Annotated in this window: 13 protein-coding genes and 1 pseudogene; 6 read left to right on the top strand and 8 right to left on the bottom strand. The window is 66.2% G+C overall.

The genetic code is table 11. The features are described from left to right. Positions 1-258 precede the first annotated feature (258 nt). The 3 genes and pseudogenes from CCZ28_RS09075 to CCZ28_RS09085 all read right to left on the bottom strand — a co-directional run bounded on the left by CCZ28_RS09075 (position 259) and on the right by CCZ28_RS09085 (position 2,292). Complete coding sequence (locus CCZ28_RS09075; RefSeq protein ID WP_140217528.1) at positions 259-1,014, bottom strand: molybdopterin-dependent oxidoreductase; 756 nt, start codon at positions 1,012-1,014, stop codon at positions 259-261. Next, positions 1,001-1,626: pseudogene (locus CCZ28_RS09080) on the bottom strand (cytochrome b/b6 domain-containing protein). Before CCZ28_RS09080 ends, CCZ28_RS09075 begins: the two are co-directional and overlap by 14 nt. Before the next feature lie 54 nt (positions 1,627-1,680). Next, positions 1,681-2,292, bottom strand: a complete 612-nt coding sequence (locus CCZ28_RS09085; protein WP_140217529.1) for a hypothetical protein — start codon at positions 2,290-2,292, stop codon at positions 1,681-1,683. Positions 2,293-2,412: 120 nt separating this feature from the next. Here CCZ28_RS09085 and CCZ28_RS09090 point away from each other — a divergent pair, with 120 nt between their 5' ends. The 3 genes from CCZ28_RS09090 to CCZ28_RS09100 all read left to right on the top strand — a co-directional run bounded on the left by CCZ28_RS09090 (position 2,413) and on the right by CCZ28_RS09100 (position 9,736). Next, positions 2,413-3,084, top strand: coding sequence for a heavy metal response regulator transcription factor (locus CCZ28_RS09090; protein ID WP_093254533.1), 672 nt, complete (start codon positions 2,413-2,415; stop codon positions 3,082-3,084). Then, positions 3,081-4,463 carry a heavy metal sensor histidine kinase gene (locus tag CCZ28_RS09095; protein ID WP_140217530.1) on the top strand — a complete coding sequence of 461 codons (1,383 nt, stop codon included), beginning with the start codon at positions 3,081-3,083 and terminating at the stop codon, positions 4,461-4,463. Before CCZ28_RS09090 ends, CCZ28_RS09095 begins: the two co-directional genes overlap by 4 nt. 140 nt (positions 4,464-4,603) lie before the next feature. Further along, the gene (locus tag CCZ28_RS09100; RefSeq protein ID WP_140217531.1) at positions 4,604-9,736 is read left to right on the top strand and encodes a DUF4011 domain-containing protein; all 5,133 of its coding nucleotides are present in this window, start codon (positions 4,604-4,606) and stop codon (positions 9,734-9,736) included. A gap of 404 nt (positions 9,737-10,140) precedes the next feature. Here CCZ28_RS09100 and CCZ28_RS09110 read toward each other — a convergent pair whose 3' ends face one another. Together CCZ28_RS09110 and ptrR are read right to left on the bottom strand one after the other, a co-directional pair. Then, positions 10,141-11,061 (bottom strand): Gfo/Idh/MocA family protein, encoded by a 921-nt coding sequence (locus CCZ28_RS09110; RefSeq protein ID WP_140217532.1) that lies wholly within the window; start codon positions 11,059-11,061, stop codon positions 10,141-10,143. 50 nt (positions 11,062-11,111) lie between these two features. Further along, positions 11,112-11,999 carry a putrescine utilization regulator PtrR gene (gene ptrR / locus CCZ28_RS09115; RefSeq protein ID WP_140217533.1) on the bottom strand — a complete coding sequence of 296 codons (888 nt, stop codon included), beginning with the start codon at positions 11,997-11,999 and terminating at the stop codon, positions 11,112-11,114. Between the two features lie 109 nt (positions 12,000-12,108). Here ptrR and CCZ28_RS09120 point away from each other — a divergent pair, with 109 nt between their 5' ends. Both CCZ28_RS09120 and CCZ28_RS09125 read left to right on the top strand, forming a co-directional pair. Next, positions 12,109-13,257, top strand: a complete 1,149-nt coding sequence (locus tag CCZ28_RS09120) for a YbfB/YjiJ family MFS transporter (RefSeq protein WP_140217534.1) — start codon at positions 12,109-12,111, stop codon at positions 13,255-13,257. Between the two features lie 152 nt (positions 13,258-13,409). Continuing rightward, the gene (locus CCZ28_RS09125; RefSeq protein WP_140217535.1) at positions 13,410-15,056 is read left to right on the top strand and encodes an acetolactate synthase large subunit; all 1,647 of its coding nucleotides are present in this window, start codon (positions 13,410-13,412) and stop codon (positions 15,054-15,056) included. Between the two features lie 79 nt (positions 15,057-15,135). On the opposite strand, the gene CCZ28_RS09130 is transcribed toward CCZ28_RS09125, so the two are convergent. Then, the gene (locus CCZ28_RS09130; protein ID WP_140217536.1) at positions 15,136-16,191 is read right to left on the bottom strand and encodes a GlxA family transcriptional regulator; all 1,056 of its coding nucleotides are present in this window, start codon (positions 16,189-16,191) and stop codon (positions 15,136-15,138) included. Between the two features lie 143 nt (positions 16,192-16,334). On the opposite strand from CCZ28_RS09130, the gene CCZ28_RS09135 reads away from it, so the two are divergent. Then, positions 16,335-17,519 carry an S-(hydroxymethyl)glutathione dehydrogenase/class III alcohol dehydrogenase gene (locus CCZ28_RS09135; protein ID WP_140217537.1) on the top strand — a complete coding sequence of 395 codons (1,185 nt, stop codon included), beginning with the start codon at positions 16,335-16,337 and terminating at the stop codon, positions 17,517-17,519. 94 nt (positions 17,520-17,613) lie between these two features. On the opposite strand, the gene CCZ28_RS09140 is transcribed toward CCZ28_RS09135, so the two are convergent. Then, positions 17,614-18,264 carry a hypothetical protein gene (locus CCZ28_RS09140; protein WP_346764006.1) on the bottom strand — a complete coding sequence of 217 codons (651 nt, stop codon included), beginning with the start codon at positions 18,262-18,264 and terminating at the stop codon, positions 17,614-17,616. A 79-nt stretch (positions 18,265-18,343) separates the two neighbouring features. Beyond that, positions 18,344-19,297, bottom strand: a complete 954-nt coding sequence (choX, locus tag CCZ28_RS09145; RefSeq protein ID WP_140217538.1) for a choline ABC transporter substrate-binding protein — start codon at positions 19,295-19,297, stop codon at positions 18,344-18,346. Positions 19,298-19,621: the final 324 nt, after the last annotated feature.

Raw genomic sequence — 19,621 nt, forward strand, 5'->3', positions numbered from 1 at the left:
GGGTTCCGCCAGCTAGATCCCGCTCAACGTCTCGCGAGCTAGAGACAGACAAGGCGCAACGACCAGCGGGAGTAACAGGCAAAGCCTGGCCCGAAGGGTGAGCGCCAGCGAATCAAAGACCTGAGGAAGCGGATCGGACCCGCGCTCGGGTTTACGAGTGGTTAATGAGCATTGCGACGGGGCCGCCTAGGTGGGGCTGGCGACCCAGGGTCTTTTCAACGCAATTTGACCGACGCGCAGCAGACGTCGAGTGGGATCTTAGATCCCGCTGAACCAGTTATAGCCCTGATCCTCCCAATAGCCGCCGGGATAGTCGTTGGTCACGAACAGCGCCTGGATGTGCTTGGGATTCTTGAAGCCGAGCTTGGTCGGTACCCGCAGGCGTAGCGGGTAGCCGTAGTCGGGCGGCAGGGCCACCTGGCCGAAGTCCAGCGCCAACAGGGTCTGGGGATGCAGCGCCGAGGCCATATCGATGCTGGAGTAGTAGCGGTCGGCGCACTTGAAGCCGACGTACTTGGCGCTGGTGTCGGCGCCGATGCGTTCGAGGAAGGTGCGCAGCGGCACCCCGCCCCACTGGCCGATGGCACTCCAGCCTTCGATGCAGATGAAGCGGGTGATGTCGGCCCGTTGCGGCAGGCGGCGCAGGTCTTCGAGGGTCCAGGCCTGCTTGTTGGCGACCAGCCCGGAGACCTCCAGGCGATAGTCGCTGAGGTCGATTTCCGGAACGTTGTATTCGGGATAGAAGGCATTGAACGGAAAGGGGTTGGTGATCTGGCTGGCGGCGAAGGTCGGCGCCAGGCGCTCGCGGCCGAACAGCCAGGCCTGCACCCAGTCGTTGAAGCGCGACATGGACCAGAGCACCTTGTCGACGCTGTCGCCGTCCTGCAGGTTGCAGCCGCTGAGCATGGCCAGGGCGCCCACGGTGAGACCCTGCTTGAGCAGCAGGCGCCGCTGCAGATTCTCCACCTGGCGCTGTTGCGCCGGCTCCAGGCGCAGTCGTTCACGCCGACTCATCGTTCACCTCCTCGTGTGCCCGGCCGGTGATCATCGGCGGCAGGGTGCGGGGGACCAGGATGACCAGGGCCAGGTGCACGACGACGAAGGCGCCGATGCCGGCCATGGCGAAGAAATGCACGTAGCGGGCGGTGTCGAAGCCGCCCAGCAGCGCGACCAGCCCTTGCAGCTGTACCGGCTTCCAGATGGCCAGGCCCGAGAGCACTACCAGCCCCCGAGGGCGAGCACGCCCCAATAGAGCAGGCGCTGCACGGCGTTGTAGGTGCCCAGTTGGTGCCCAAGCCGTAGACGTGCGGCGGCGATGAAATCCCGACCGATGGCCCGCGGCGACAGCGGCAGGAAATCCCGGCGGAAGTGGCCACTGAGCAGCCCATAGAGCAGATAGATCAGGCCATTCACCAGCAGCAACCAGAACACCGCCAGGTGCCAGGCGATGGCGCCACCCAGCCAGCCACCGAGGGTCGCCCAGGCGGGAAAGGTGAAGGGGAACAGCGGCGAGGCGTTGTAGATCGCCCAGCCGCTCATGAACATGCAGGGCATCGCCAGGGCGTTCAGCCAGTGGGTGAGGCGCACCGGCCAGCGGTGCACCAGGCACCGTCGCGAGGTGGTCATGGGGTTCCCCTCCTTAGAAAGTTGGACGCGGTCGCCAGGCGACCGCGCAGCGGCTTACATGGGCGGCGTGAAACCGTCCTTGCCTACCGCCACGCCCCTGACGTGCTTGCCGTCTTCGGCGGGGAACAGCACCACCTTGGCGCCGGGCTTCAGCAGGCTGCGGTCGCCCTTCTCGACGTAGGCGATGGGGACGTCTTCCGGCACCACCAGTTGCTTCTCGCCGCCCTTGTACTGCACGGTCAGGGTGCGGCCGTTGGCCTTCTTGAGTTCGCCCACGGTGCCGTTGGTCATGGTGCCGGTGCTGCCGTCGGCGTTCTCCCAGCCGTAGTGGCCTTCGCCGGAGCCACGCAGGCTGGCTTCGAAGACCGTCACCTCCAGCGCCTTGAGGGTGCCATCCGGCTGGGGCGTGGCGGCCGAGCCGATGAAGCTGTTGGCCTCGATGCGGTCCAGGTTGGCCTTGGACACGGCGCGGTAGCTGGTCTTGTCGTCCAGCATCAGGGACTGGTGGGCGCCGCCGCGGGTGGTGACGGCCAAGGTGTCGCCCTGGACGCTGTCCACGGTGCCACGCAGCGGCTTGACGGTGGGCATGGGCGCGGCCTGGGCCAACAGGGCACTGCCGGCGAGCAGCAGGGCAAGGGAACCGCGAAGCAAGGTCTGGGTACGCATGGAGCCTCCTGGGATAGGTAATCGCCAGGCCACCTTGCGCCCCGGTGCGGGTCGCGAAGATGACCGCCGAATGACAAAAATGTCACCCCTGTCAGACCACCAAAGCCCTACCATGGCGTCATGCACATCCTCCTTATCGAAGACGACCAGAAGACCGGCGAGTACCTGAAGAAGGGGCTCGGCGAATCCGGCTACGCGGTCGACTGGACCCAGCACGGCGCCGACGGCCTGCACCTGGCCCTCGACGGCCGCTACGACCTGGTCATCCTCGACGTCATGCTGCCCGGCATCGACGGCTGGCAGATCATGGAAGTGCTGCGCAAGAAACTCGACGTGCCGGTGCTCTTCCTCACCGCCCGCGACGGCCTGCAGGACCGCATCCGCGGCCTGGAGCTGGGCGCCGACGACTACCTGGTCAAGCCCTTCTCCTTCGTCGAGTTGCTGCTGCGCATCCGCACCCTGCTGCGCCGCGGCGTGGTCCGCGAGCCCGAGCACTTCCACCTGGCCGATCTGCAGCTGGATCTCCTGCGGCGGCGGGTGACCCGCGGCGACGACCTCATCGTCCTGACCAACAAGGAATTCGCCCTGCTGCACCTGCTGCTGCGCCGGGAAGGCGAGGTGCTGTCGCGCACCCTGATCGCCGCCGAGGTCTGGGACATGAATTTCGACAGCGACACCAACGTGGTGGACGTGGCCATCAAGCGGTTGCGGGCCAAGGTCGACAACCCCTACCCGGTCAAGCTGATCCACACCGTGCGTGGCATCGGCTACGTCTGCGAGGTGCGGCCGTGAGCGCCCGGGCGCCTTCGCTGATCCTGCGTGCCACCCTGGGCTTCGCCCTGGTGGCCCTGCTCGCCGTGGGCGGCGCGGGCGCCTTTCTCTACCACAGCTTGGAACGTACCGTGCTGGAGCGCGCCGACTACGCCCTGCTCGGCCGCCTGGCGCATTTTCGCAGCCTGCTCAGTACCGACCTGTCGCTGGAGACCCTCGGCCACAGCCCCCAGCTGTTCGCCAACATGCTCGGCAACGAGCAGGATGTCTTTCTCATCGGCGCGCCGGGCGCCAAGCCGGTGATTGCCTCCAATCCGCTGCATATCGCCCTCCCGGATCTTGCCGTGGTGCCCCAGACGCGGCGACCGACGCCGGCCGATTTGCGCGAGGGCACCCTGGCCGACGGCACCCGCTGGCGCGCCGCCCGGGTCGCGGTGAACACCCCCGAAGGCCCGGTGGAACTCACCGCCGCCCATGTGCTGCGCAACGAAGACACCACCTTGGCTGATTTCCGCCTCGGCTTGATCGGCGCCGTGACCCTGGCCTTCCTGGCCACCGCCGGGCTCGGCTATCTGCTGCTGCGTCGTGGGCTGGCACCATTGCGGCGCATCGCCCGCCATGCTGGCGGCATCACCCCGACCCGCCTGGCCGCCCCCCTGGAGCTGGCCGATGCGCCGCGCGAGTTGCAGCCCCTGGTGGAGAACTACAACGCCATGCTGGCGCGGCTAGCCGACGGTTATGGCCGGCTAGTGCAATTCTCCGCCGACCTCGCCCACGAGATCCGCACCCCGATCAATGCCCTCATGGGCCACACCGAGGTCGCCCTGCGCCAGGTGCGCGGCACCGAGGAATACCAGACGCTGCTGGAATCCAACCTGGAAGAACTGGAGCGCATCTCGCGGCTGGTGGAAAGCATCCTCTTCCTGGCCCGCGCCGACGATGCCCAGGCGGTACTCGCGCCCCAACCATTGGAGCTGGCCGAGGAACTGGCCCGCATCGCCGACTACTTCGAAGGCCCGGCCGACGAGCGCGGCCTGAGGATCGTCGTCGCCGGCAGCGGCCAGGTGGTCGCCGATCCGCTGCTCTTGCGCCGCGCCCTGAGCAATCTGGTGGCCAATGCCATCCGCTATGCCGAGCCGGACGGCGAGATCCGCCTGCAGGCGGACGGCGGCCGCATCCGCGTCAGCAACGCCGGTCCCACCCTGGCACCGGAGCACCTGCAACGGCTGTTCGACCGTTTCTACCGCGCCGATCCCTCGCGCCACCAACCCCATGATTCCAACGGCCTGGGCCTGGCCATCGTCGCCGCCATCATGCGCCTGCACGGCGGCCGCGCCGAGGTCGAGCAGGACGCGCGGGGCATTCATTTCAGCCTGGTCTTCCCGACCGCGGCAGCCTGAAGCGCGACCTATCGCTCAAACCACGCAACCACCCGTCACCAAAGGACTTTTTCCGCTTGCCCAGGCCGGCTATGGGCTGCATCGACACTCCCACTACTGTACATTCATCTACCTTAGGCAATAAGCAAGGGTGGTAGGCGATGAGCGTGGATGTCGAACTGGTGCTGGCCGGCAAGATCGGTTTCGCGGCGCACCAGAACGCGGTGCCCGTGCTGCGCGAATTGCGCCTCACCCACAGCGGCGCGGAACCCCTGGCCGACCTCAGCCTGACGGTGACGGCGGAGCCGGCCTTCGTGGTGCCGCGCACCTGGCACCTGGAGCGCCTCGATCCCCAGGGCACCCTCTATCTCGATGATCGCGACCTCGAATTCGACGCCGCCCTGCTCGGCAGCCTGCAGGAAAGCCTGGTCGCCCAGCTGACTTTCACCGTGCACCAGGGCGAGACGATCCTGCAGACGCGGCGCTATCCGGTCGAGTTGCTGGCGCGCAACCAGTGGGGCGGCGTGGACAGCATGCCGGAACTGGCGGCGGCCTTCGTCATGCCCAACGACCCGGCGGTGGATCGGCTGCTGGGCGCGGCGGCCGAGGTGCTGCGCCGCGCCGGCAAGCCCACCGCGCTGGATGGCTATGAGGGCGGTTCGCGACGTCGCGTCTGGGAGCTAAGTTCGGCGCTCTGGTCGGCGCTGTGCGGCCTGCAACTGACCTATGCGGTGCCGCCCGCCAGCTTCGAGCGCCAGGGCCAGAAGATCCGCACCCCCGGCGCCATTCTCGACGGGGGCCTGGCCACCTGCCTGGATCTCGCCCTGCTCGCCTGCGCGGCGCTGGAACAGGCCGGGCTCAATCCGCTGCTGGTCATCACCCGCGGCCATGCCTTCGCCGGGGTCTGGTTGCAGCCCCAGGAATTCGCCCAGTTGCTCACCGACGAGGCCGAACCGGTGCGCAAGCGGGTGGCGCTCAAGGACCTGCTGGTGTTCGAGACCACCCAGGCCACCGCCTCGCCACCGCCTTCCTTCAGCCAGGCGGTGCTACTGGCCGAGCGGCAGTTGGACGACGAGACCTTCGTGCTGGCCCTGGACATCCGCCGCGCCCGCCTGCAACGCATCCGCCCGCTGGCGGTGCCCGGCCAACTCGCTACCACGGCGGACGGCCTGCTGCTGCCGGGCGAAGCCCTGGAAGAAGCCCCGCCGCTGCCGGCCTTCGACGTGGACGTCGAGGCGGCGCCCACCACGCCGGTCGGCCGCCTGGCGCTCTGGCAGCGCAAGCTGCTCGACCTCACCACCCGCAATCGCCTGCTGCACGTGCCGGACAATGCCCGCAGCGTGCCCCTGCTCTGCCCCGAGCCGGCGGCGCTGGAAGACCGCCTGGCCGAGGGTCGGGCGCTGCGCCTGGTACCGCTGCCGGACCTGGCGGTGAGTGGGCGCGATGCCGTGCTGCACGAAGCCCGCGAACACGAAAATCTGCAGGACGAATACGCCCGCGGCGCCCTGGGCCGTGGCGAGGTGGTCGCCCCGCTGGACGCGACCAAGCTGGACGCGGCCCTGGTAGAACTCTATCGCCGCGCCCGCAGCGATCTCGACGAGGGCGGCGCCAACACCCTCTACCTGGCGCTGGGTTTCCTGCGCTGGAAGAAGGCTGCCGACGATCCCAAGCACTATCGCGCGCCGCTGATCCTGCTGCCGGTGCGCCTGGAACGCCAGAGCGCCGCCAGCGGCATCACCCTGCACCTGTTCGAGGACGAACCGCGCTTCAACCTGACCCTGCTGGAGCTCTTGCGCCACGACTTCGACTTGGACATCCCCGGGCTCGACGGCCCGCTGCCCGGCGATGGCAACGGCATCGACGTGGACGGCATCTGGACCAAGGTCCGTCGCGCGGTGCGCGACCTGCCTGGCTTCGAGGTCAGCGGCGAATTGCTGCTCGGCCAGTTCTCCTTCGCCAAATACCTGATGTGGAAGGACCTCACCGAACGCAGCGACCAGCTCATGGAAAGCCCGTTGGTGCGCCACCTGCTGGAGCGCACCGCGGAATCCGGCGCCTATCTCAGTGGCGGCAGCTTTCCCCGCGAACGCGAGCTGGATCGCCAGGTCACCCCGGCCGAACTCTTCACCCCGCTGCCGGCGGATTCCTCCCAGTTGGCCGCGGTGCTGGCCTCGGCCGGTGGCCAGGACTTCGTGCTCGACGGCCCGCCCGGCACCGGCAAGTCCCAGACCATCGCCAACATGATCGCCCACAACCTGGCGCTCGGCCGCCGGGTGCTGTTCGTCGCCGAAAAGCGGGCAGCGCTGGACGTGGTCTATCGCCGCCTGGAAGCCCAGGGCCTGGGCGAATTCTGCCTAGAACTGCATTCGAGCAAGGCGTCCAAGGCCGAGGTGCTCAAGCAGCTGGAGCGCGCCTGGGACACCCGCGACGGTCTCGACGAAGAGGAATGGCTGGCCGAAGCCGCCGAGGTGGAGCGCCTGCGCGACCGCCTCAATGCGGTGGTGGAGCGCCTGCACCGGCGCTGGCCCAATGGCCTGACCCTGCAACAGAGCATCGGCCGGGTACTGCGTGACGCCGCTGCCGACACCCCGCGCCTGGCCTGGTCCCAGGCCGATGCCCATGACGCCGAGGCCCTGGCCGAGCTGCGCACCGCCGTGCGCCGCCTGGCGCTGCACGCCGAGACCGGTCGCAGCCTGGCAGCGGATTTCGCCCTCTTGCCCGCGCACCCCTGGTCCAACGCCTGGCAGGACGCCCTAGTCAGCGCCGCCGAACGGCTGCGCGAGACCCAACAAACACTCCAACAGGCACGGCAACGCCTGCGCGACGTCCTTGGCCTGCCGCTGGCCGACCAGGTGGCGCCCCGGCGCCTGCTGGAATTCGCCGAGCTGCTGCAGAACGCCGCTGGCCAAGATCTGGCTTTCGCCTTCGGCCCTGGCGCCGCCGAGCGTCAGCGGCAGTTGGGGCGCGCCCTGGAGTTACTGCGTGACTATCAAACGCTGGAGCGCGAGCTGTCGGTGCCCTACGCCGCCGAAGCCTGTCGCCGCATCGCCCTCACCCAGCTGGAAGGCGCCTGGGACGCCGCCGGACAGCGCTTCTGGATCTTCGCCACCCGGGCCCAGCGCCAGGTCACCCAGGACCTCGCCCGCCAGGGCGAAACCCAGGGCCAGCCCGACGTGGCGGCCGATCTGCCAAAACTGCGCCGCCAGCGCGCCCTGCTCACCGAACTGGACGACCTGGCGCCGACGCTCTCCGGCATCGCCGGCTGGCAGGGCGTGGGCAGCGAGCTCGACGCCCTGCTCGCCCGCCGTGCCCTGGCGGAAAAACTCAACGCGGCCCTGCCGACCCTGGCGGAAACCCCCGAGCAGTTGCTGGCCCTGCGCCAGGCCGCGGCGCGCCGGTTGCAGCATCCCGAGGACCAACCGGAGAACACCACCCTGGCCCCGGCCAGCCGTGCCTTCGCCCAGGCCCTCACCGCGGCCGAGGCGGCGCGCCAGGCCTTCGCCGAGCAGGCGGGATTGGCGGAGGACACCCCGGCTGCCGACCTGGTGCGCACCGCCGCGGCCCTCTTGCGCCAGCCCGGCCGACTCAAGGCCTGGTGCGACTGGCAGCGCGTCCGCGAAGAGGCGGAGGCCCTGGGCCTCGCGCCGCTGCTCGCCCGGCTCACGGTCGGCTCCGCCGAGGACCTCACGGCCGTCTTCGAAAGCGCCTATGCGCGCTGGTTCGCCGCCACCGCCCTGGACGCCGAGCCCTTGCTGCGCGACTTCGTCCCCGCCGAGCACGAGAGCGACATCCAGGCCTATCGCCGGCTCGACGACCGCCTGCAGCAGCTCGCCGTACGCCATATCCGCGCCCGCCTCTGCGGCGAACTGCCGCCGAAGAACGACGCCGCGCGCCAGGGTGGCGGCTTCGCCGTGCTCAAGCACGAATTGCAGAAGCAGCGCCGGCACAAGCCGCTGCGCCAGCTGGCCCTGGAGATGGGCGACGCCCTGGCGCGGCTGGCACCCTGCATGCTGATGAGTCCGCTGTCCATCGCCCAGTACCTGCCGCCGGATGGCGGTCTGTTCGACCTGGTGATCTTCGACGAAGCCTCGCAGATCGCCCCCTGGGACGCGGTGGGTGCCATTGCCCGCGGCGTGCAGGTGGTGATCGCCGGCGACCCCCGGCAGATGCCGCCGACCCGCTTCTTCGACCGCGCCGCCGGCGAGGACGATACCGCCGAGGACCTGGAAAGCATCCTCGACGAATGCCTGGGCGCCGGCATCTACAGCCACAGCCTCAACTGGCACTACCGCAGTCGCCACGAGAGCCTGATCGCCTTTTCCAACCATCACTACTACGACGGCAAGCTCATCACCTTCCCCGCGCCGGAGATCCGCCCGAGCGCGGTGGAATGGCGGCGGGTGGAGGGCGTCTACGCCAAGGGCAAGGGCCGCCACAATGCCCTCGAAGCCCAGGCCATGGTCGCCGAGGCGGTCAAGCGCCTGCTCGATCCGGCCTTCGCCGGTCTCAGCCTGGGCATCATCACCCTCAACAGCGAGCAACAGCGGCTGGTCACCGACCTGCTCGACCGCGCGCGCCAGCAGCACCCGGAGATCGAGGCGCACTTCGCCGAAGACCTGGCCGAGCCGGTGGTGGTGAAGAACCTGGAAACGGTGCAGGGCGACGAGCGCGACCTGATCATGCTCGGCATCGGCTTCGGTCCCACCGAGCCGGGCGCCAACAGCATGTCGATGAACTTCGGCCCGCTGAACAAGGACGGCGGCTGGCGGCGCCTCAACGTCGCCGTGACCCGGGCACGACGGGAGATGCTGGTGTTCTCCTCCTTCGATCCGGGGCTGATCGACCTCAACCGCACCAATGCCCGGGCGGTACGGGATCTCAAGTTGTTCCTGGAATTCGCCCAGCGCGGCCCCCAGGCCCTGGCTGCGGCGGTCAAGGGTTCGCTGGGAGGGCACGATTCGCCCTTCGAGGAAGCCGTGGCCCAGGCGCTGCAGGCCAAGGGCTGGCAGGTGGTGCCGCAGATCGGCGTGTCGCGTTTCCGCATCGACCTAGGCATCGTCCACCCCGACCGGCCGGGCGACTACCTGGTCGGCATCGAATGCGACGGCGCCACCTACCACAGCGCCGCCACCGCCCGCGACCGCGACAAGACCCGCAGCGCCATCCTCCAGGGTCTCGGCTGGACGCTGCTGCGCGTCTGGTCCACCGAATGGTGGATCGACCGCGCCGGGGCTACCGAGCGGCTGCACGGGGAGATCGAGAAACTGCTGGAGGCCTCGCGGGCGGAGGCCTGAGGTGAGGGGGAGTTGGGCTTCGCTGCGCTCAACCCCACCTATGAAGCCCGATCTTGTAGATACCCTCTCTCCCACCTCTCACCGCAGGTCTGCTAAAGGGCCTGCCGTGGTTGATACGGTCGCTGCGTCTTGAGCACGCCATAGGCGATCTGCAGCAGCTTGCGCATGGCCGCGCCCAGGGCATCGCACGCGGGCAAGGCTTTCATCGGCGCGCCCGTGCTGATCCGTCCCGAAGTTAGGAACGGCCGGTATGACGGGCTCTGGCGCACCTGCCGCATCGCGTGCCTGAATTTATACACCCGGACGGCGACGGCGGGACGTTCCGTCCCCTGTACCTGTCCACCATGTCCTCGAACAGGTATCCGGGCCATACACTCCGAGAGAGGGTCGGATTGAGGGCAGCCCTACTCGTGAAACTCCGCCACCGTCTCGCGTCGTCCATAGAGGAAGGCATCGGCTACGTGCCGCAGCGGCGCCACGTCCACGTCGGAACGGTTCTGCGCCACCAGCTCGGCGAAGCGGGCATAAAGACCGGCGTATTCCCGGTCCGGTCCCTGGTGGGTCAGCTTGCCGTCCAGATACAACTCGCTGCCGCCCTTGCTCAGGGTCAGGCGCCCAGCTTCGGTGTCGACGTGGATGTCCCAGGTCTGGGGGCCGGTCTGCAGGAAGTCGAAATCGGCGGCGATGGGCACCCCGGCGCTGTCGACGAAGGCCAACTGCGCCGCCACCGGCGTCTGGCAATTGCCCGGCACCTGCAGCGTCGCCTCCTTGAGGAAGAACGGTCGCGGCAGGATGGCGGTGACGATGGACAGGGCATTGATGCCCGGATCGAAGACGCCCATGCCGCCCGGCTCCCAGATCCAGGCCTGACCGGGGTGCCAGACACGCACGTCTTCCTTCCACTCGATACGCACCGCCTGGATGCGCTTGCCTTCCAGCCATTCCCGCGCCGGCTGCACGCCCTGGGCATAGCGCGAATGCCAGGTGGCGAACAGCGAAAGGCCCGCCGCCTCGGCCTGGCGCGTCAGGGCCTCCACCTCACTCAGGGTCGCGCCCGGCGGCTTTTCCAGCATCACGTGCTTGCCGGCGGCCAGGGCTTCGCGCGCCTGTTCGTAGCGCACTGCCGCAGGGGCGCAGAGGGACACGGCATCGATGGCCGGGCCGTCTTCGAGCAGGGCGCTCAGGCTGGGATAATGGGCGACGCCGTCGAGCTGGGCGTTACGGCTGGCCACGGCGACCAGCTCGTAGTCGGGATTGGCGGCGAGCGCCGGCAGGTGCTGGTCACGGGCGATCTTGCCCAAACCGACGATGGCTATTCTTATCATGATCGTCCTCGGTAGACGGTAGGAGTCCGCCGCCTAGGATCGGGCAATCATCACACCAAAGCAACAGCCTCGCGGGTGGCGTCTGGCAGGCCTTCGTGCAATTCCAGCCAGCTGCGCAGATTGGCGCCCTCGCGGCCCTTGCGCCACATCAGCCAGGTGGTGGCCCGGGCGAAGCGCGCCTGGATCTCGTGCCGCTGCACCCGCTCGCGGCCGGGCAGGCTGTCGAGCATGGACTCCGGCATCAAGGCCACCCCACCGGTGATCACGCAGGCCAGCATGCTGTGGTAGGACTCGATCTCCATCACCGGCCCGCTGGGCACCCCGGCCGCGGCGTACCAGGTGTCCAGGTAGCGGCGATAGGAGCAACCGGCGCGAAAGCCGAACACCGGGCGCCCGGCTACGTCGGCCGGCGAACGCACCGGACCGAGTTCCAAGCCGGTGATCAGCACCAGACGCTCCTCGAACCAGGGCTGGCCTTCCAGCGCCGCATCGGGCGCCGGGCCGTCCACCAGGGCGGCATCCAGCCGACCCGCCAGCAGGCCTTCCACCAACTCGCCGCTGGGTCCGCTGTGCACCTGCAGATTCACCTTGGGATGGCGCTGGTGATAACGCGCCAACAGACCCGGCAAATGGATGGCCGCGGTGCTGAACATCGAGCCGAGCACGAAGGTGCCCGCCGGCTCGCCATCCTGCACCGCGCTGCGCGCCTCGTCGGCCAGGGCGAACAACCGATGGGCGTAGTCCAGCAGGCGGTGGCCGGCGGCGGTCAGGTGCAGCCGCTGACGCTCGCGCAGGAACAGCTCCACGCCGAGCTTTTCTTCCAGCTGCCGCAGGCGTGTGGAGAGGTTGGACGGTACCCGGTTGAGCCGTTCGGCGGCCCGTACCAGGGAGCCCTCTTCGGCCACTGCCTGGAAAATTCTTAGCTCGGCGAACTCCATGACTGCCACCTTTCTGTTTAGCTGAACATCTATTTCTCTATTATTCGTTTTTATTGATCAACCTCAAGGCCTAGGCTGTCATCATTCACTCTCGTCCGGAGTCTTCTCGATGACCGCCACTACCCGTCTGCTGGCCTGCCTGCTGGCCCTGGCCACCGCCATGGGGATCGGCCGCTTCGCCCTCACCCCCGCCCTGCCCCACCTGATCGCCGAAGGCCAGATCGATCTCACCGGCGCCAGCCTGCTGGCCGCGGCCAACTATCTGGGCTATCTGCTCGGCGCCCTGGACGCCCTCTTCGCTCGCCGTACCCATGCGCGCCTGGTGGGCGGCCTCTGGCTTTGCGCCGGCCTCACCCTGGCCTCGCTGCTGGCCGATGGCCTGGCGGCCCAGGCGCTGCTGCGCTTCGGTACCGGCCTGGCCAGCGCCTGGGTGCTGGTCATGGTGACCGGCCTGAGCCAGCCGCTGGCCGCCGAAGCAGGACGGCCACGCCTCGGCGCCCTGGTCTTCACCGGTCCCGGGGTGGGCATCCTCATCAGTGGCCTCATGGCCCTGGTCAGTAATCGCCTGGGCGGCGGCTCCAGCCAGCTCTGGCTGAGCTATGGCCTGCTCGCCAGCGTCGCCACCCTGGCGCTGCTGCCCTTGCTGCCGCGCCGGGGTCCCGCCACCCCGCTACCCACCGCCGCCACGGCACCGGCCAAGCGTTCGCCGGCCTTCAATCGCCTGATCCTGGCCTACGGCCTGGTAGGCGTCGGCTACATCCTGCCGGCCACCTTCCTCTCGCAGATGGCGGCCAGCCGCTTCCATGGCCAATGGCAGGCCGACCTCTTCTGGCCCGGCTACGGCCTGGCCGCGGCCCTGGGGGTGGTCCTGGTGAGCCTGCGCCGTCCGGGCACCGACACCCGCCGCTGGCTGATCGCTACCCTCTGGCTGCAAGCCACCGGCGTACTGCTCTGCCTGCTGCCGGGTAGCCTGGCCCTGTTCCTCGGCGTGTTGCTCTGCGGCGGTCCCTTCCTCGCCTGCATGCAATTGGTGATGCAGCTCGGTCGCGAACTGGCACCGACCACGCCGCAGCGCAATGCCGGAGTCCTCACCGCCAGCTTCGCCACCGGCCAGTTGCTCGGTCCACTGCTCGGCGCGGCCAGCAGTCACTTCGCCGGCAACCTGCAACCGGCCCTGATCGTGGCTGCCTTTGGCCTGCTGCTCGCCGGCGTCCAGCTGCTGCGGCCCAGCGCGACACTGCAGCGCTGCGCCGCGTGAATCGTTTCCGCTGTGACCATTCGTCACAGTTGGGGAAGACGGTCGCGCCTTGTTTTGAAATGTTTCGTCATTCCTGAGTACAGTGGCCGCCGCGCCTCATGAAGAGGCGCCTCAGGCGTTCGCCCCCTACCCCAACAAGGAATACAAGACTCATGATGAAGGCCTCCGATCTGGTCGTTCGCTGCCTGGAAAACGAGGGTGTGGAATACATCTTCGGCATCCCCGGCGAAGAGAACCTGGACCTGCTGGAATCCCTGCGCAACTCCTCGCAGATCAAGCTGATCCTGACTCGCCACGAGCAGTCCGCCGGCTTCATGGCCGCCACCTACGGCCGCTTCACCGGCAAGACCGGGGTCTGCCTCTCCACCCTCGGCCCCGGTGCCACCAACCTGGTCACCGCCGGCGCCTACGCCTACCTCGGCGGCATGCCCATGCTGATGCTGACCGGCCAGAAGCCGATCAAGAAATCCAAGCAGGGCCGTTTCCAGATTCTCGACGTGTGCCGCATGATGGCGCCGCTCACCAAGTACACCCACCAGTTCGCCTCCGCCGACACCATCCCGTCGCGCATCCGCGAGGCCTTCCGCCTCGCCGAGGAAGAGAAGCCCGGCTCCGTGCACCTGGAACTGCCGGAAGACATCGCCGACGAATCCACCGAAAGCCTGCCGGTCCCGCCGAGCCTGAGCCGCCGTCCGGTGGCCGAGGCCAAGGCCATCGCTGCCGCCGTCTCCAAGCTGGAGAATGCCCGCAGCCCCGTACTGGTGCTGGGCGCCGGCACCAACCGCAAGATGACCGCCCGCGTCCTGCGCCAGCTGATCGAGAAGACCGGCATCCCCTTCGTCACCACCCAGCTCGGCAAGGGCGTGGTCGACGAGCGCCATCCGCGCTTCCTAGGCAACGCCGCCCTCTCCGCCGGTGACTTCGTCCACCGCGCCCTGGAGTCGGCCGACCTGATCGTCAACATCGGTCACGACGTCATCGAGAAGCCACCGTTCTTCATGGTCCGTGGCGGTACCGAGGTCATCCACATCAACTTCCGCTCCGCCGAAGTCGATCCGGTGTACTTCCCTCAGGTCGAGGTGATCGGCGACATCGCCAACGCCATCTGGGAGATCAAGGAGCGCATCGAGGTCCAGCCGACCTGGGACTTCGACCGCCTGCTGACCATCCGCGAAGCCAACGAGGCCCACATCGCCGAAGGCGCCACCGACGACCGCTTCCCGGTCTATCCCCAGCGCCTGGTGGCTGACCTGCGCAACGTGCTGCCCTCCGACGGCATCGTCGCCCTGGACAATGGCATCTACAAGATCTGGTTCGCCCGTAACTACAAGGCCTACATGCCCAACACGGTGCTGCTGGACAACGCCCTGGCCACCATGGGCGCCGGCCTGCCCTCGGCCATGGCCGCGCGCCTGGTCCATCCCAACACCCCCATCGTGGCGGTGTGCGGCGATGGCGGCTTCATGATGAACAGCCAGGAGCTGGAAACCGCGGTGCGCCTGAAGATGAACCTAGTAGTCATCATCCTGCGCGACGACGGCTACGGCATGATCCGCTGGAAGCAGGCGCAGATGGGCTTCGAGGACTTCGGCCTGGACTACGGCAACCCGGACTTCGTCCGCTACGCCGAAAGCTACGGCGCCCAGGGCCACCGCGTGGAAAGCGCCGCGGCCTTCGCCCCGCTGGTGCAGCACTGCCTGGACACCCCCGGCGTCCACGTCATCGACTGCCCGGTGGACTACTCCGAGAACGACCGCATCCTGCACCAGGAGATCAAGGAACGCAGCGCGGCGGTTTGATTGGGTAGTTGAGTTAGATAAAGAAACGCCCCGGCCGTGAGGTTGGGGCGTTCTTGTTTGGCTGGTATGGGTACCCCTTTCACCTGGAGCGCTTCAGCCGCGCCGATACGCGTCCAGATGAAGGATCGATGAGCTTCTTCGTCGCCTCGCCTCCTCGCCCGAAACGCTGCTGGTAGGCCCTGGGCGTGACGCCCAGCTGCCGCTGGAATACCCGGCGCAGGTGGTCGTCGGAACTGAATCCGCAGCGCTGGGCGAGCTGCTTGAGCGGCGCCTCGCCGTCTTCCAGCAGCCTTCGCGCCAGCTCGATGCGCCCTCGCTCCACGAACTCCGCCGGTGAGCAGCCGGTCTCGCGGCGAAAGACCCGCGCCAGGTTACGGGGGCTCATGGCCGCTCGGTCACTCAAGACGGCCAGGCTCAGGGGCCGGTCGAGGTTGCTCAGGATCCATTCCTGTAGCTGCCGTACCCCCGCATGCTGGGTCATCTGGCTGTGCAGGAAGTGGCTGAATTGCGACTGCCCGCCCGGGCGCTTCAGGTAGACCACCAGGTCCCGCGCCACCGCCAGGGCCACATCCAGGCCCAGGTCCCGCTCGACCAACGCCAGCCCCAGGTCGAGCGCCGCCGTGACGCCCGCCGAGGTCCAAAGGTGTCCAGCCTGCAGGAAGATGGCGTCCTCGACGACGTCAATACGCGGATAACGCTGGGCCAGGCAGCTCGACAGGCGCCAATGGGTAGTCGCGCGCTGGCTGTCCAGCAGCCCCGCCTCGGCCAGGAAGAAGGCACCCGAGCACACTCCTACCAGGGTCGCGGCCCGCTGGGCCATACGTCGGCTCCAGTCGACCAGACCCGGTTGCTCGGCCAGGGCCCGGTCGATGTCGCGCGCGCCGACGATCAAGGCGATGTCCGCTCCCAATGCCAGACCGTACCGGGCCTCCAGCACGATCTGGGTATCCGACGGAATCATGCCGGGTTCGGGTGCGCAGAGGCGGAGCTCGTAGGCCGGCGGCAGGCCAACCTCCAGCCGCTTGGCGTTGGCGTACTCGAAGACCGTTAGGGCGCTGGTTGCCTCAAGCGCCTTGAAGCCCGGGTAGATGACGACATCGACGCGCTGCGTCCGGTAGCTCCGTCGAGTATCCATACCCTTGGCCGAGCAGAGCCTAGGGCGCAGAAACGGACAAGGTTCCGTCGTTCCGCGCCAAGGTCCGCTCCTGGCCTCGCTCCTCCTCACAGGCAATCGGTAAGCTGAATATCGTTACATTATAACACTTACAGGAAAGCGCCATGAAGACACGAGCAGCCATTGCCTGGGCACCTAACCAACCTCTCGAGTTCGAAGAAATTGATCTGGAGGGACCGAAGGACGGCGAGGTACTGGTGCGTATCGTCACCACCAGCCTCTGCCACACCGACGTCTTTACCCTCTCGGGACGCGACCCCGAAGGCAAGTTTCCCTGCATTCTGGGCCACGAGGGCTGCGGCATCGTCGAAGAGGTGGGGCGCGGAGTGACCTCCGTAAAACCGGGCGATCATGTGATCCCCCTCTATACGCCCGAAGATCCGAATTGTCCCTACATCAAGTCCGGTAAGACCAATCTCAGCCAGAGCATCCGCAAGACCCAGGGTGAGGGCCTGATGCCCGATGGCACCAGTCGCTTCTCCTACAAGGGGCGGACGATCTATCACTACATGGGCACCAGCACCTTCAGCGAATACACGGTGCTACCGGAAATCGCCGTGGCCAAGATCAGCCGTGACGCCCCGCTCGCCAAGGCCTCGATCATGGGCTGCGCCATTCCTACCGGAATTGGTGCGGTGCGTAATACCGCCAAGGTGCGTCCCGGCGACACGGTGGCCGTGTTCGGATTGGGGGCGGTGGGCATGGCAGTGATCCAGGGCGCGGTACTGCAGGGAGCGGGCCGTATCATCGGCATCGACGTGAACCCAGCCAAGTTCGCGCTGGCGCGCTCACTGGGCGCGCATGATTGCCTCGATCCCCGGGACTTCAAGGAGCCCATCGAACAGGTCATCGTCGAGATGACCAACGGCGGCGTGGACTTTTCCTTCGAGTGCGTCGGTAACGTCAAGCTGATGCGCGCTGCACTGGAATGCTGCCACAAGGGCTGGGGTGAAAGCGTCATCATCGGTGTGGCCGGGGCGGGCGAGGAAATCGCCACCCGTCCCTTCCAGCTGGTGACGGGCCGGGTCTGGCGGGGATCGGCCTTCGGAGGAGTACTCGGCCGTACCGGGCTGCCGCAGATGGTGGACGAATGGCTACGGGGCGAGATCAATGTCGATCCCTATATCACCCACAACATGGGGCACGACGCGCTGAATGTCGCTTTCGACCTCCTCAAGCGCGGCGAAGCGATACGCTCGGTCGTGCATTACCGTGAAACGGATACCCTCAGCCATGACTTACCCGGCGTGATCGTGGATCGACAGGGCAAGATCATTACGCCTCTTTGAGCGAGCGACTCGTCAGCCGTCGTCCCGCCGTTACCCGGGCATTGTCGAGCTTCGCGACGAGGCTCGGCACGACCACGGCCTGACGCTTTCTGAGTCAGGAGCAGGTTATAACAGCGCTGTCAGCTCCTGTCCGGAAACACTCCACTGAGCGTCTTAGATACTCCGTGACCTGCTCAAGGCTGTCCAATGGCGGCGCTTGCAAAAGCGCCTCTTCGGCCGTGCACCAGGGATAGCTCAGTCCACCCAACCAGTCCATCAAGGGCACCAACTCGGACGCCGGCCCAACCTGCATGAGTTCTATGCGAATCCGTAGATGAGCAACAAGGCCTGTTTCAGCGTCCAGTTGCCAGAGGTACTCACCGCAGCCCGCGCGTACTTCACCCGAATCCTTGACCGACATCCCTACCATCCACTTACAGCTATAGGATAACTCCCCTGACTCAGGCGGACTTCCGATACAGAAGGTGTATATATTCTCGTACGTCTGATTGAAACGACGCACCAAGACTTCAGAGATTTCAACCAAACTCGAGATATTGGCAGGAAAGGCTATACTGTCAGTATGCACCACCATCTCTACGGCAGCGTTGGCCGCAAACGCCTGGCGTAACAGCCAAGGCCGATTTCCGTCTTTCGACAAGATGTATTTTTCGACAGCACGATGCATTTCAGACATTTGATCGCTCGAAGAAAGTCCCATATCAACCTCGCGAAAAGCTCCGCCATTCCCACTGGCGGCCAGCATCAAGCCTGAGCTGAAAGCGTTTTACAATAGAAAGGCTTACCAGCGCCACGGACATATCAGGCGTCAGGGACTGGGGTTTTCAACGGGCGAGAGCGGCCTTCACGGTCGCAGAGCCAGGCGTACCGGATACTGACTGCACCCCCTCCAGCCACTTATCCAGGACTGCGCCATTCTCTCTAAGAAAATTGCGTACCGCTCGACGGGGATTGGTCTTTTGGTCCAGCACCTCAGATGACAGTTTATTTTCCATATCGATAGTGAAATGAAGATTGGCCAAGAACCGCCCAACGTTGGGGCACTTTCTCGCATAGTCCTTGCGAGTACTGGTATAGACTGAAGAAGCACCCAGATTAGGACCCCAGACATCCTCTCCACCGGAAAGATAAGCGATTTTGAACTGGGTATTCATCGGGTGCGGCTCCCACGCCAAGAATACGACCCACTGATTCAAGAGCTCTTTGCGTTTCACATTCGCCAGCATCACGCTTTCGCTGGATTCTATGAGCTTGAAGTCACCAAGGCCATAGGCATTCTGGCTTATCATGTTTTGAATACGCTTGTTCCCGTTACCTCCCGGCTGGAGACCGTAGATCTCGTGATCGAACTTGCCTGCATATTTCGAAAGATCGGCAAAACTTTTCACCCCCTCATCGTAAACGTTTTGCAGCACACCCAAGGTATATCTAGCGCCCTCCAGGTTCACTCGAATCTGCTGGATTTGATTGTTGTCCAGATAAGGCTTGATACGTTTTTCCATACTTGGCATCCAAGTACCTAGAAAAACATCGACGTTACCATCAGCCAACGCCTGCAGCGTATCCGGCACGGATAGGCGCTGAACCTCCACCTGATAGCCCAGGGCACTCAGCACGTAGCGCGCGCTGGCGGTGGTGACCTGAACGTCAGTCCAGCCGGTATCGGAAAACTTCACGACCCGGCACTCCTCGGGCTCAGTCGTTGCGGATGCCCAGGAAGCGAACAGAGCAACACTGAGCAGGCAAATGAGTCTTAGCCACATGAAACACCTCCGCATTGTTAGCCCAGATCAAATAAACTCATTCGAGCTGCACACGAACAGTATCCATAGCTCGCACCTTGTCGCAGCGACTCACACAGCAGACGCCCTGAGCTGCATGCCTACCTGGTCAGTTAACCGCTTGCAGTCGCGACACCAAAGATAATCGCCCAAACACCCAGAACGGCCTCACGCTATAGCCGAGCTGACCAGTGATACTTTTAAATCCTTGACGGATTGAGGATCGTCCAATGCCTTCCGTTACCCTTGGCGTGGCAGTGGGGCTGTTACTTCTCGGGCAAGCGAGGCCTATCGCCCGGCGGCGCTCGGCATAATCGCCTT

Origin of the sequence: Pseudomonas oryzihabitans, assembly GCF_006384975.1 — a bacterium.
GTDB classification, from domain to species: Bacteria; Pseudomonadota; Gammaproteobacteria; order Pseudomonadales; family Pseudomonadaceae; genus Chryseomonas; species Chryseomonas psychrotolerans_B.

Excerpts from the sequence above, each read along its gene's own strand:
- CCZ28_RS09075 (WP_140217528.1), bottom strand. The coding sequence starts at position 1,014 with ATGAGTCGGCGTGAACGACTGCGCCTGGAGCCGGCGCAACAGCGCCAG.
- CCZ28_RS09085 (WP_140217529.1), bottom strand. The coding sequence starts at position 2,292 with ATGCGTACCCAGACCTTGCTTCGCGGTTCCCTTGCCCTGCTGCTCGCC.
- CCZ28_RS09090 (WP_093254533.1), top strand. The coding sequence starts at position 2,413 with ATGCACATCCTCCTTATCGAAGACGACCAGAAGACCGGCGAGTACCTG.
- CCZ28_RS09100 (WP_140217531.1), top strand. The coding sequence starts at position 4,604 with ATGAGCGTGGATGTCGAACTGGTGCTGGCCGGCAAGATCGGTTTCGCG.
- CCZ28_RS09110 (WP_140217532.1), bottom strand. The coding sequence starts at position 11,061 with ATGATAAGAATAGCCATCGTCGGTTTGGGCAAGATCGCCCGTGACCAG.
- ptrR (WP_140217533.1), bottom strand. The coding sequence starts at position 11,999 with ATGGAGTTCGCCGAGCTAAGAATTTTCCAGGCAGTGGCCGAAGAGGGC.
- CCZ28_RS09120 (WP_140217534.1), top strand. The coding sequence starts at position 12,109 with ATGACCGCCACTACCCGTCTGCTGGCCTGCCTGCTGGCCCTGGCCACC.
- CCZ28_RS09125 (WP_140217535.1), top strand. The coding sequence starts at position 13,410 with ATGATGAAGGCCTCCGATCTGGTCGTTCGCTGCCTGGAAAACGAGGGT.
- CCZ28_RS09130 (WP_140217536.1), bottom strand. The coding sequence starts at position 16,191 with ATGGATACTCGACGGAGCTACCGGACGCAGCGCGTCGATGTCGTCATC.
- CCZ28_RS09135 (WP_140217537.1), top strand. The coding sequence starts at position 16,335 with ATGAAGACACGAGCAGCCATTGCCTGGGCACCTAACCAACCTCTCGAG.
- CCZ28_RS09140 (WP_346764006.1), bottom strand. The coding sequence starts at position 18,264 with ATGCTGGCCGCCAGTGGGAATGGCGGAGCTTTTCGCGAGGTTGATATG.
- choX (WP_140217538.1), bottom strand. The coding sequence starts at position 19,297 with ATGCGGAGGTGTTTCATGTGGCTAAGACTCATTTGCCTGCTCAGTGTT.